This window comes from Streptomyces sp. NPDC050439 (assembly GCF_040655335.1).
GTDB lineage: Bacteria > Actinomycetota > Actinomycetes > Streptomycetales > Streptomycetaceae > Streptomyces.
Genome location: NZ_JBFAJT010000010.1, coordinates 266,178 through 278,442, shown reverse-complemented (window position 1 = coordinate 278,442; position 12,265 = coordinate 266,178). Strand labels below are relative to the sequence as shown.

Sequence of the window (12,265 nt, the reverse complement as noted above, 5' to 3'; positions counted from 1 at the left end):
GACGCGACCTCATGAATCAGCACGGAGTGGGAACATGCTGCTCAAGCGCGGCAGCCTACGAGTCGATTCCCTTTCGTCCCGGACATTCCAGCGTTCCCCCGCCAAGCCCCGGCTGACCACGTGCTCGCCTCGCTGAGCCCGCACCGCGGCATAGAACTCTTCGCTGCACGGATCGGGCTCCCCGGATACCAACTCGTAGGCCTCCGAGGCCACATAGTCCAGCGACTCCCACCCAGGCCAGACCTCGCCCCAGTCCCTCCAGCCCCTCCCCGTCAACATCAGCACCTCAGGGGGATTCGACGGCGTCTGGGGTCACTCGGCCAACAGCCCGAGTGGGATGCCCAGTCGGTGGGCCGGGGAGCGTTCGGCGGGCCGCTTAGCTGCTCCGGGCGTCTATCGGAGGAAGGGGGCGGCGGGCGACCTCCCGGGCCTGTTCCGGGGAGAGTCCGAGCGCGCGCAAGACTAGTTCGCTGGTCGTCGCTGCTGTTTCGGCGGAATCCAGGTCCGGGCGGGAGGCAGTGAGTTCCAGGAGGGCCAGGACGCTTCCTCCCAGGACGGACAGTGCGATGGCAGGGTCGATGGCGGTGAAGCGTCCCGTGGACACGCCCAGCTCCAGATCCCGCAGCGCGCGCAGGGCCAGCCCTCGGTCGGAGTGAATGTGGGCGATGCCCCTGCGGCGCAGGATGTTTGCGATCTCGGGGTGGGACCGAACCATCTGGGCGCTGAGCCGTACCCCCGAGGCGACGAGTTCGGCGGGATCGTCGACGCCCTCGAGGAGTTCGTCGATGAGCTGTCCGTACTCATCCAGCGCGTCCGCCACTGCGGCGTCGAAGAGCGCGGTCTTGGAGTCGAAGTGGTTGTAGAAGGAACCGAAGCCGACATCTGCCCGGTTCGCGATGATCTGGATGCTCGCGGCGGCGTCGCCGTTCTCGGCCAGGATCTGGCGGGCCGCGCGGACCAGGGCTTGTCGTGTTTCGGCGCGGCGGCGTTCGAAGCGATTGGCGAGTGGTGCGGAGGCGGACATGGCCCAAGAGTAGCAACGACGCCAGATCTGATGTTCTTATCAATTACGCCTGCGCCTGCCCTTGACCTCGGTCTGCATCAGAGATGATGATTTCATCAGTCATCTCGTTGCTGATTGGGGGCCTCCGTCATGTCGGGAGCCGACAGAACCAGATCGTTGCCTGCCGCCAGTGGGGTGGGCGAGAGGCATTTCAGGGATTTCATGGCAGGGGTGTGCTCGCCCGTCACCGTCATCACCACCCTTGACGGCGAGCGGCCGCGCGGAGCGACGGTGAGCGCCTTCGCCTCGCTGTCCCTGGACCCTCCGTTGATCAGCGTGGCGCTGGCCGAGGACTCGGCCCTGCTGACCTCGGTTCGGCGTACGGGCCGTTTCGCCGTGAACGTCCTGGCACGGTCACAGGAAGAGGAGGCCCTGCGCTTCGCCCGCCGCGGCGTGAACCGGTTCGCCGGCACGGGCTGGTCCCTGGACGAGGGGTTGCCGCGCCTGGTGGGCTCGGCGGGCTGGCTTGCCTGCGAGGTGGCCCAAACCGTCCGCGGCGGCGACCACGTGCTGCTGTTCGGTCTGGTCACCCACGCCGCTCGTGCGGATGAGCTCCCGCTCGTCTACGCCCAGCGCCGGTTCGGTACACACTCCGCTCTCCTGCCGCGGCCGACGCCTGGAGCCTCCCGGTGGACGCCTGCTGAGTCCATCACCGCCTGTTCCCGCTGAACGTCCACTCAACGCACACCTCAAGGAGCCACGCATGTCCACCCTCACCTCCCCCGGCGCACCCGGTGCCGGCGCCCCTCCGCAGGCCGAACTCCTCGACCGGGCAACCGCGTTGAAGCCCCTGATAGCCGCTCGCGCCCGGCACGGGGAGACGGAACGCCGACTCGCCGACGAGGTCGTCGCGGAACTCGGCGACGCAGGCCTGTTCACCCTTGGCGTGCCCAAGCGGTTCGGTGGCCACGAAGCACCCATGCGCACCTGGCTGGAGGTGTGCGGGACGATCGCGGAGGCAGACGGCGGCGCCGCATGGGTTACCACCCTTTTCAACGCCGGCGCGTTCAGCGCGGGTCTCTTTCCCGAGCAGGCGCAGGAGGAGGTTTTCGGCGCCGACCCGGCCGCGCGCGTCTCGGGGATCCTGTCCCCGACGGCGCGCACCCGCAAGGTCGAGGGGGGCTGGCAGGTCACCGGCCGCTGGTACTACGCCTCGGGTGCCTGGCACGCCACCTGGGCCGCGGTGGGCATCCCGATCACCGACGAGGCCGGAGAGAGCGTGGACCAAGGGATGGCCCTCGTCCCGCGCGGTGACTTCACCGTCGAGGACACCTGGTTCACCACCGGAATGCGCGGCAGCGGCAGCGCGTGCATCGTCGTCGAGGACATCTTCGTGCCCGAACACCGGGTGGTGTCCGTCGTGGACGGCCTTGCCGGGCGCAATGTCGACGAATACCCCGACGCCGGCCTCTTCAAGTCCAACCTGGCCTCGGTGCTGTCTCTCGTGCTGATCGGCGCGCAGTTGGGTATGGCACGCGCAGCCCTGGAACTCGTACGCAGCAAAGCCGACACCAAATCCGTCCCGTACACGTTCTACGCCCGCCAGGCGGACTCAGCGGGCTTCCAACTCCAACTGGCCGAGGCGGCCATGCGGATCGACACCGCGCACCTGCATGCCTACCGGGCCGCGGACGACGTCGACACGGCCGCGGCAGCCGGCCAACACCTCGACATGCTGGTCCGAGCCCGGGTACGGGCCGATGTCGGCTATGTCGCGGAGCAGGTGGGTCGGGCCCTGGACATCCTGATCTCCGCGCATGGCGCGGCGAGCTTCGCCGAGAGCAGTGTCCTGCAGCGCATCTGGCGGGACGCGAACACCGCCGCACGTCACGGCGTGGTGGCGTCCGCCGTCGGCTACGCCGCTTACGGGCAGCTCCTGTCCGGCGTGGAACAGCAGATCACGCCTCTCATCTGACGATCTGACGACTGATCGGGAGCAGTGCCATGTCGAAGAATCAAGGTGGCGAATCCGCACCCGCCGGCGCCCGCCAGCACCTCCACGGCGCTCGCCAGCACCTCCACGGCGCCCACCAACACCCCCACAGCGCCCACCAGGACCTCCACAGCGAGCACGGAGGCCTGCGCAGCGAGCATCCGGGCCGGGCCCGCAATCCGGTCATCAAGGTCGCCGACCTGGCGTGGCTGGAGTTCCAGAAGCCGGACCTGGAGCGGGCCGCTGTCTTCGCCCAGGACTTCGGCTTCAGCGTCGCCGCCCGCACCCCGGACAGTCTGTGGCTGCGCGGCACCTTTGAGGGGGGTGCCTGCGTGGTCATCCGCCGCGGCGACACCTCCCGTTTCGTCGGGCCCGTCTTCCGGGCCGCCGAACGCGCCGACCTGGACCGCCTCGCCCACGCCACAGGCCGCGATGTCCAGCTGTCCGACGCGCCTGAAGGCGGCGCCGTGGTGTGCTTGCCGGACCCTTCCGGCTTCGCGGTAAAGGTCGCCGCACCGGCCGGGAGCCTGCCGGCCCTGCCGGGGCAGCAGGCCCTGCCCCTCAATTTCGGCACCGCCCGCCCCCGCGTCAACGCCACCCAGAGGCCGGTCCGCGAACCCTCCCGTATCCAGAGGCTGGGCCACGTGGTCCTGGAGACCACGGACTTCACCAGGGCCCTGGACTGGTACCTGGAAACCCTCGGCATGATCGTCAGTGACTTCCTGTTCCTGGACGGTCAGCGCGAGCGCGGGCCCACCATGGCGTTCCTCCGATGCGACCAGGGCAGCGAAGCGGTGGACCATCACACGCTGGCGATGCACCTGGGCCCCGGCACGGGCTATGTGCACTCCGCCTACCAGGTCGCCGACCTCGATGCGATCGCCGCCGGCGGCGCCTACCTGGCCGAACGCGGCTACCGGCGCAGCTGGGGCATCGGCCGCCATATCCAGGGCAGCCAGCTGTTCGACTACTGGCGCGACCCGGACCGGCTGATGCTGGAGCACTTCGCCGACGGCGACCTGTTCTCCAGCGACGTGGAGCCCGGCTGGGCCCCCATGTCGGCCAGTGGCCTGGCCCAGTGGGGGCCACCGGTCACCCGGGACTTTCTGGGCGCCAACCCCTCGCCGGCGAAACTCCGCACGGTTCTCGGAGCACTGCGGGGCGACAACGAACTCGATGCCTCCCGGCTGCTGAGCCTGATGAAAGCGATGAACTCATGAGCATCAACATTGTGCGTACTGCCGAAGGCTGGTGGGTTCTCCGCGGGGAGCGCGCCCTGCCCGTCGCCACCCAGGCCGTCACCACCCGCGAACTGCTTGCCGACACCCCGGCGGTCCGCACGGCGGCCGACTCCGGTGACCTCGGCACCGCGATGGCAGACCTGAACCCCCTCTCGCCCGTCACCACGCCCTGCCGGGTGGTCGCCCAAATGGTCAACTACCGCAGCCACGCCCGCGACTCAGGATTTCGCGGTGACATCCCGGCCACCTTCTTCCGCAAGGCGTCCGGCTCGGTGAGCGGCCCCACCGACCCCATCCTGCGGCCCGGCCACGTTCAGTTCCTCGACTACGAGATCGAACTCGGGCTCGTGCTGCGAAAAACCCTGCCGATCGGCGCACAGGTCACCGACAAGGACCTGCCGGCCTACGTCGGCGCGCTGGTTGTCACCAACGACGTCAGCGCCCGCGACGTGCAGCTCACCAAGGGGCAGTTCTACGAAAGCAAGTCGTATCCGACCTTCACTCCCGTCGGCCCCCATCTGACCCTGCTCGAAGAGGACGACTTCCCGCGCCTCACCGACCTGCGCCTGCAATTGTCCGTGAACGGCGAGCTGCGCCAGGACCGGACCCTGACAGACATGATCGTCCGCCCGGCACAGACCCTGACGCTGCTCGCCCGGTTCCAGACACTCGAGGCCGGCGACCTGCTTCTCACCGGTACTCCCGGCGGAACCGCGCTCAAGGCCCCGCCCAAGGCCGTGGAGAAGATCGGGGCGCTGCTGCCCCCGACGCTGAAGTGGAAGGCGTTCTTCAGGCGCCAGAGCAAGAACCCCCACTACCTCCGGGCCGGGGACACGATCACCGCCGGCATAGCCACACCTGACCGGCTGCTCGACCTCGGCACCCAGCACACCGTCGTGCGGGACAGCCAGTGACCGTGACTCCACACGCGCCCGTCGTCGTCATCGGCGCGGGGCCCGTGGGGGTCACCGCAGCTCTCTTTCTTTCTGTCGTGAGTTGGCCGGCAGTCACTGCCCCCAACCCCTGATCCAGGCCGCCGGGGAGCGCCTACGCCTGGACGACGTCCCGGGACACGGCTTGGCAGCCCTGACCGTCGTACCCCTGCCGTCGTCCGCACGCGCCGTCCCCAAAGCGACTCGGCGCCAACATCGTGAGCGTCAACGCAGCCGACAACCATCGATGGCTGTGCTGCCGAGGGGTGCGGACACCATCCATGACACCGCCTCGTGGGCGCCGCTGCTGAGCCCGCCCCCCCGAGCGCACACCACCTTCGTACCCGATGACACACCCTTTGACGAGGAGCATCTCGGCATGAACAGTTCACCCGGAGATATCGCCCCCCAACCCTTCTGGACCCCCGATCCCACGGCAGCCGCCAAGAGCCGCCTGACGGACTTCGCACGTTGGGCCGTCCCCCGTCACGGGGCGCCCGACACGGGCGACTTCACCGACTACGCCGCCCTCCACCACTGGTCGGTCACCGATCTCGAAGGCTTCTGGCGTGCGGTCTGGGAATACTTCGATGTCGAGTCCCACACAACACCCGAACGCGCACTGGCCCTTGAGGCCATGCCAGGAGCACGCTGGTTTCCCGGTGCCACCCTCAACTACACCCACCACGCGCTGCGCCACCTGCGTACGAACGAGCCTGCCGTCATCGCCCTCGACGAGAGCGGTGCCTCCTACGAAGTCACCGGAGGCCAGCTGCGCGCCCAGGTCGCCTCGGTAGCTGCGACCCTGCGTGAACTCGGTGTGGTCAGCGGTGACCGGGTCGTCGGATACCTGCCCAACACCCCCCACGCCATCGTCGCGTTCCTCGCCGCCGCGAGCTTGGGCGCCCTCTGGTCGGTGTGCGGGCAGGACTACGCACCCCGAGCGGCAGCCGACCGGTTCGCCCAGCTGGAACCCACCGTCCTCGTTGCCGCGGACGGCTACCACTTCAACGGCGTCACCCATGAACGCAGCGAGGCCGCGCACGCCTTGGCCTGCGCCCTGCCCACCCTCAAAGCAGTTGTCCTGGTGGACCACATCCAGCGCCCATGGTCCGCCCTTGCCTTCCCCTCCCCGGTGATCACCTGGGAAGTGGCAGCATCACGCAGCGAGGAACTGCGGTGCGAGCCGGTTCCCTTCGACCACCCGCTGTGGATCGTGTTCTCCTCCGGCACCACCGGCCTGCCCAAGGGCATCGTCCACGGCCACGGCGGCGTGCTGATCGAACACCTCAAACTGCTGGGCCTCCAGTCGGACCTCGGGTCGAACGACCGCCTGCTCTGGTACACCACCACGCACTGGATGATGTGGAACTTGGTGGCCTCCACTCTCCTCACCGGCGCCACCACCTGCACCTACGACGGCAGTCCGGCCCCGGCGACACGCCCGGACATCCTGTGGGAACTGGCAGCCCGACACCGGGTGACCGTGTTCGGCACCAGCCCTCAGTACCTGCTCGGCATGGCCAAATTCGGCATCGAACCCACGACACACGATCTGTCCTCGGTGCGCAGCATTGGCTGCACCGGATCCGCCCTACCGGCCTCCGCCTACCCGTGGACCCGTGACCACGTCGGCGACCGCGTTCAGCTCGCCTCATCCAGCGGCGGCACCGATGTCGTCTCGGCTTTCGCCGGCGGCGCTCCCACCACTCCGGTCTGGGCAGGCGAACTGTCCGCCCCCAACCTCGGCGTCGCCCTGGCCGCCTACGACACCACCGGCCGGCCCGTACTGGACGAAGTCGGCGAACTCGTCATCACCCGCCCCATGCCATCATTGCCCCTGTACTTCTGGAACGACACGGACGGCAGCCGCCACCGTGATGCCTACTTCGCCACCTACCCGGGCGTCTGGCGGCACGGCGACTGGATCACCCACACCTCCTACGGCTCGGTCATCGTCCACGGCCGCTCCGACGCCACCTTGAACCGCAACGGCGTCCGTATGGGCAGCGCCGACATCCACGACGCAGTCGAAGCCCTTCCCCAGATCACCGAGGCACTCGTCATAGGCGTGGAAGAAGCGGAAGGCGGCTACTGGATGCCGCTGTTCGTCACCCTGGCGACCGGCATCCCCCTGGACGACTCCCTGCGCGACACCATCCGGCAGGCCATCCGCACCCAAGCCTCGCCCCGGCACGTTCCCGACGACATCTTCCACGTCCCGGGGATCCCGCACACCCGCACGGGCAAGAAACTGGAGATACCCGTCAAGCGCCTCCTTCAGGGCCACGCACCCGACCTCGTCGCCAACCCCGACGCCATCGACAACCCAGAGTTCCTCACCTTCTACGCCGACCTAGGCGCCGCCCGACGCGGGAGGTGACGATTCATCGACGTTCACCACCTAGCCGGCTCAGCCGCGCGACCAGAACGCCGACCGGGCCGCCTGCGAGCCCTGGCTGCGGGCTACGGGGCCGCGGCCCGCGGCGAGAAGCCGCAGCGGTGTTGTGACCTCGATCAGCACGGTGGCGGTCACGGCTTCGGAGGGGAGCAGCAAGGGCACAGTCTGCCCGCAGGGGCGGCAGTCGGCTCAGGCGCGGGTCGGCCGTGCGGCCGAGGGCCCTGCGAAGATCGAAGGGTGAGCACAAGTGAACCCTCCGACGTCGAGTACGCCTTCATACTCAATGCGAGTGAGATCGACATCCTTCCAGGAGTACGGGGAGACCTGGAGGAGCCGCTGGCATCCGGACCCGCGGCGGATCTGGCGCCGGTCCTCCTCGCGCTCGTCGACCGCGGGGTGGTCGAGGTCTGCCGCTACATCCCGTGGACGGCGCCCGACGGCACCAACGGCTTTCAGCCGGGGCCGACGATCTCGCGCGAAGACCTGCCGGGAGTACTTGCCTGCCCCGAGGAGTGGGACTATCCGGATGACTTCGAGTGGCTCGGCAGGCTCACGCTGGTGCTTACCGATCACTATCAGCGGCAGAGTGGTTGAGCACGTATCGGGGTGTGGTCGGCAATGACGCTGACAGTCCGTGCTGAGGCGACGGATGCGCTGCGACGTTCCGCGGTGGGGCGGACCTATCCGATGTACTGCGCGTACTCATCCAGCACCGGCAAGACCTCGTCGGCAGGGCCGGACGGCAGCTGGCACAGCACCTCGGTGACGCCCAGTCGGCGAAGGTGCTCCAGTTTTCCTTGGCTCGGCAACGTACCGGAGGGCACGATCCGGAGCAGGGTCTCGTCCCGGCCCGCATCCGCGAACAGCCCCCGCAGAACCGGCAGTTGCTCGCTGAGACCACGAGCACCGATGGGCATCCAGCCGTCGGCATGTTCGGCGATCTGCGCAAACAACCGAGGGTCGGCAGGTGCGCCGATCAGAACTGGGACGGATCCGTTGGTCGGCTTCGGCCATGCCTCTGACGGGCCGAAGGATATGAATTCGCCCTCGAAAGCGGCGGGTTCTGGCTGCCAGAGGTTCCGCATGGCAGCGAGATACTCCCAGACGACGTTCCTGCGACGGGCGTAGTCAATTCGGTGGTGCTTGATCTCGTCACGGTTCCAGCCGAAGCCGACGCCAAGGGTGAAGCGGCCCTTCGACAGATGGTCGAGGGTCGCCACAGCTTTCGCCAGCGCGATGGGATCATGCTGGGCCACCAGGCAGATGCCCGTCCCGACCCGCAGTTCGCTGGTCACCGCGACAGCAGTGGCCAGCGCGGCAAAAGGGTCGAGCAGGTGCTTGCAGTACTCGGGAATCTTCTCGCCGGTCACGCCGGAAACGCGGCTTGAGGTCGGAATGTGGGTGTGCTCGGAAACGTACAGCGAATAGAAGCCACGCTCTTCCAAGGCTTTGGCCAACTCGGCTGGACCGATCGAGCGATCTGTCAGTCCTATGGTGACGCCAATGCGCATGCAGTACTCACCTCACTGCCCACGCGCCGGCTCAGGCCGGCGCCGAGCCGCTCGATCGTCCGCTCACCGCGTTCACCCCATGCATAGCGGCGGCAGTGCTGATTCCGCAACGTGCAGCGCGTCCTCGGCGGCCGACTCGACGCTCACGCATCCTGCTTGGCGTCGATCTCGGCGATCAAGGACTCGATGCGCGTCTTGATCTCGTCGCGGATCGGGCGCACGGCTTCCACACCCTGGCCCGCGGGGTCTTCCAGAGCCCAGTCGAGGTACTTCTTGCCCGGGAATATCGGGCAGGCATCGCCGCAGCCCATGGTGATGACGTAGTCCGATGCCTGCACGGCCTCGGTGGTCAGGATCTTCGGCTTCTGGTCGGCGATGTCGACGCCGACTTCCTTCATGGCCTGGACCGCGGCCGGATTGACTCGGTCGCCGGGGACCGAGCCCGCCGAGCGGACCTCGATCCGGTCGCCCGCGAGGTGGTCGAGGAATCCGGCGGCCATCTGCGAACGCCCCGCGTTGTGGACGCAGACGAAGAGCACGGAGGTGAGGGGAGAAGTGGCCATGGGGGCTTCCTTCGTGGTGATGAGCGGTCAGCAGGGGGGGGAGTTGGCAAGGTCGGTGATGTTCAGTTCAGCCTGGGCTGGTATCAGTGCAGAGTGATGTGACAGTATCAGTCCATGCTGACTTCAGTCGATGCTGATGTGATCCGGGTCCTGGGCGACCCGCTCCGTCTGCACATCGTGACCCTGCTCGCCCAGGAGACGCTCTGTACGACGCACCTGGTGGAGGAGACCGGCGCCAAGCAGACCAACCTCTCCAATCACATGAAGGTGCTGCGCGAGGCCGGCCTGGTGGAGACCGAGCCGTGCGGTCGCTTCACCTACTACAAGCTGCGCCCCGAGGTCCTGGCCTCGGTCTCCCGGCAGTTCGCCGAGCTGGCCGCCTCCGCCCGTACCGCCGGCGACAACAAGAGGGCCTGCTGATGAGCCGCACCGAGACCACCCCGCAGACGGACCAGGGCGAGCCGTCCGGCGAGGGCATCGTCGCCAAGCTCTCCACCCTTGACCGGTATCTGGCCGTATGGATCCTGCTGGCCATGGCCGTCGGCCTCGGTCTCGGGCGGCTCATCCCGGGCATGAACGACGCGCTGGCGGAGATCGAGGTCGGCGGCATCTCCCTGCCGATCGCGCTCGGCCTGCTCGTGATGATGTACCCGGTGCTTGCGAAGGTGCGTTACGACAGGCTCGACACGGTCACCGGCGACAAGAAGCTGATGGCATCGTCGCTGGTCATCAACTGGATCGTCGGCCCCGCCGTCATGTTCGCGCTGGCCTGGCTCTTCCTTCCCGACCTGCCCGAATACCGCACCGGACTGATCATCGTCGGGCTCGCCCGCTGCATCGCCATGGTCATCATCTGGAACGACCTGGCCTGCGGCGACCGTGAAGCCGCCGCGGTGCTGGTGGCGCTCAACTCCGTCTTCCAGGTCATCGCCTTCGGCCTGCTGGGCTGGCTCTACCTCGACCTGCTGCCGGGCTGGCTGGGCCTGGGCGACGGGGAGCACCTCGACATCTCCATGTGGAAGATCGCGCTGAACGTCGTCATCTTCCTCGGCGTCCCGCTCCTGGCCGGATTCCTCACCCGCCGCGTGGGCGAGAGGAAGCTGGGCCGCGAGAGGTACGAGTCCGACTTCCTTCCCCGGATCGGCCCGTGGGCCCTGTACGGGCTGCTCTTCACCATCGTCATCCTCTTCGCCCTGCAGGGGAAGACGATCACCTCGCAGCCGCTGGACGTCGTACGGATCGCGTTGCCGCTGTTGGTGTACTTCGCGGTCATGTTCTTCGGAACTTTCTTGCTGGGCAAGGGACTTGGCCTGGCCTACGACCGCACCGCGACCCTCGCGTTCACCGCGGCGGGCAACAACTTCGAGCTTGCCATCGCGGTTGCCATCGCCACCTTCGGCGTCACCAGCGGCCAGGCCCTGTCCGGCGTCGTGGGCCCGCTCATCGAAGTGCCGGTGCTGATCGGCCTGGTGTACGTGGCTCTGGCCTGGCGCAGGAAGTTCAGCGCCCAGACGCTGACGACCGCCCCGTGACGCACACCGCGGACGTGGTGGTGATCGGCGGCGGGCAGGCAGGGCTCGCCGCCGGCTACCACCTGCGCCGCCTCGGCCTGGACTTCGTCATCCTCGACGCCCAGACCGAGGCGGGCGGCGCCTGGCGGCACGCCTGGGACTCCCTGCACCTGTTCTCCCCGGCCGCCTACTCCTCACTGCCCGGCCGCCCGATGCCCGGCCGGCCCGGAGAGGAGTATCCGGATGCCGCGCACGTCGTCGACTACCTCAGCGAGTACGAACGCCGCTACGACCTGCCCCTACACCGCCCGGTGCGCGTCAATGCCGTGCACCGCGAGGGCGATGCCCTGCGAGTCGAGAGCGATGCCGGGACCTGGCAGGCCCGGGCGGTCATCAGCGCGACCGGCACCTGGTGGCGCCCGTTCGGCCCGGCCGTTCCCGGCAGGGTGCGGTTCCGCGGCCGGCAGCTGCACACGGTCGAATACCGCAGCCCGCGCGACTTCGCCGGTAGGCGCGTCATCGTGGTGGGCGGCGGCAACTCCGGTGCGCAGATCGCCGCCGACCTCGCCCACGACAGCGACCTGACCTGGGTCACCCAGCGTCCCGCACGCTTCCTCGCCGACGACATCGACGGCCGCGCTCTGTTCGACGTGGCCACCGCCAGGCGCCGCGCCCTGGACAGCGGCCAGTCCGACACGGGAGGGGTGGCCTCACTGGGCGACATCGTCGCCGTGCCCCCTGTCCGTGCCGCCCGCGACGCCGGACTCCTCAAGGCTCAGCCGATGTTCACCCGTCTCACCTCGGACGGCGTCGAGTGGGCCGACGGCACCCGGGCGCAGGCGGACGCCGTCATTTGGTGCACCGGTTTCCGCCCCGCGCTCTCCCACCTCGCTCCGCTCGGCCTTCGCGGACCTCGCGGGCACATCCCCACACACGGCACCCAGGCCGTCGAAGAACCGCGCCTGCACCTGCTGGGCTACGGCGACTGGACGGGACCGGCGTCGGCCACCCTCATCGGGGTGGGCCGCCCCGCCCGTGACGCGGCCAGGCAGATCGCCGGCCTGCTGCACTGAACACCGTACGCTCGCACGTCCCGCTTGACGGGCGCTG

General features: G+C 68.5%; 13 protein-coding genes. 9 read left to right on the top strand and 4 right to left on the bottom strand.

Annotated features, from left to right (window positions below):
- Positions 1–376 precede the first annotated feature (376 nt).
- Positions 377–1,024, bottom strand: a complete 648-nt coding sequence (locus AB0I66_RS35975; RefSeq protein ID WP_363212243.1) for a TetR/AcrR family transcriptional regulator — start codon at positions 1,022–1,024, stop codon at positions 377–379.
- 201 nt (positions 1,025–1,225) lie between these two features.
- On the opposite strand from AB0I66_RS35975, the gene AB0I66_RS35970 reads away from it, so the two are divergent.
- From AB0I66_RS35970 to AB0I66_RS35950, 5 genes are all read left to right on the top strand, one after another.
- A complete protein-coding gene (locus AB0I66_RS35970) occupies positions 1,226–1,732 on the top strand; it encodes a flavin reductase family protein (protein WP_363212242.1) in 507 nt (168 codons plus the stop codon).
- Positions 1,733–1,766: 34 nt separating this feature from the next.
- Positions 1,767–2,978, top strand: coding sequence for an acyl-CoA dehydrogenase family protein (locus AB0I66_RS35965; protein ID WP_363212241.1), 1,212 nt, complete (start codon positions 1,767–1,769; stop codon positions 2,976–2,978).
- A gap of 29 nt (positions 2,979–3,007) precedes the next feature.
- Positions 3,008–4,216 carry a VOC family protein gene (locus AB0I66_RS35960; protein WP_363212240.1) on the top strand — a complete coding sequence of 403 codons (1,209 nt, stop codon included), beginning with the start codon at positions 3,008–3,010 and terminating at the stop codon, positions 4,214–4,216.
- On the top strand, positions 4,213–5,151 hold the full coding sequence (locus AB0I66_RS35955) for a fumarylacetoacetate hydrolase family protein (RefSeq protein WP_363212239.1): 939 nt from the start codon (positions 4,213–4,215) through the stop codon (positions 5,149–5,151). Before AB0I66_RS35960 ends, AB0I66_RS35955 begins: the two co-directional genes overlap by 4 nt.
- 397 nt (positions 5,152–5,548) lie before the next feature.
- Positions 5,549–7,552 (top strand): acetoacetate--CoA ligase, encoded by a 2,004-nt coding sequence (locus tag AB0I66_RS35950; protein WP_363212238.1) that lies wholly within the window; start codon positions 5,549–5,551, stop codon positions 7,550–7,552.
- Positions 7,553–7,582: 30 nt separating this feature from the next.
- Here AB0I66_RS35950 and AB0I66_RS35945 read toward each other — a convergent pair whose 3' ends face one another.
- Complete coding sequence (locus tag AB0I66_RS35945) at positions 7,583–7,726, bottom strand: hypothetical protein (protein WP_363212237.1); 144 nt, start codon at positions 7,724–7,726, stop codon at positions 7,583–7,585.
- Between the two features lie 81 nt (positions 7,727–7,807).
- Here AB0I66_RS35945 and AB0I66_RS35940 point away from each other — a divergent pair, with 81 nt between their 5' ends.
- Positions 7,808–8,164, top strand: coding sequence for a hypothetical protein (locus AB0I66_RS35940; protein WP_363212236.1), 357 nt, complete (start codon positions 7,808–7,810; stop codon positions 8,162–8,164).
- A gap of 86 nt (positions 8,165–8,250) precedes the next feature.
- Here the strand turns inward: AB0I66_RS35940 and AB0I66_RS35935 are convergent, their stop codons facing one another.
- Positions 8,251–9,081, bottom strand: a complete 831-nt coding sequence (locus AB0I66_RS35935) for a TIGR03619 family F420-dependent LLM class oxidoreductase (RefSeq protein ID WP_363212235.1) — start codon at positions 9,079–9,081, stop codon at positions 8,251–8,253.
- 143 nt (positions 9,082–9,224) lie between these two features.
- The gene (locus AB0I66_RS35930) at positions 9,225–9,644 is read right to left on the bottom strand and encodes an arsenate reductase ArsC (RefSeq protein ID WP_363212234.1); all 420 of its coding nucleotides are present in this window, start codon (positions 9,642–9,644) and stop codon (positions 9,225–9,227) included.
- A gap of 114 nt (positions 9,645–9,758) precedes the next feature.
- Between AB0I66_RS35930 and AB0I66_RS35925 the strand changes: the two genes are divergently transcribed.
- The 3 genes from AB0I66_RS35925 to AB0I66_RS35915 are packed head-to-tail and all read left to right on the top strand — an operon-like array spanning position 9,759 to position 12,228.
- The gene (locus tag AB0I66_RS35925; protein WP_363212233.1) at positions 9,759–10,064 is read left to right on the top strand and encodes a metalloregulator ArsR/SmtB family transcription factor; all 306 of its coding nucleotides are present in this window, start codon (positions 9,759–9,761) and stop codon (positions 10,062–10,064) included.
- Positions 10,064–11,176: an ACR3 family arsenite efflux transporter gene (arsB, locus tag AB0I66_RS35920; RefSeq protein ID WP_363212232.1), complete on the top strand. Its 1,113-nt coding sequence runs from the start codon at positions 10,064–10,066 to the stop codon at positions 11,174–11,176. Before AB0I66_RS35925 ends, arsB begins: the two co-directional genes overlap by 1 nt.
- Positions 11,173–12,228, top strand: coding sequence for an ArsO family NAD(P)H-dependent flavin-containing monooxygenase (locus AB0I66_RS35915; protein WP_363212231.1), 1,056 nt, complete (start codon positions 11,173–11,175; stop codon positions 12,226–12,228). The genes arsB and AB0I66_RS35915 overlap by 4 nt, the downstream gene beginning before the upstream one ends.
- Positions 12,229–12,265 lie beyond the last annotated feature (37 nt).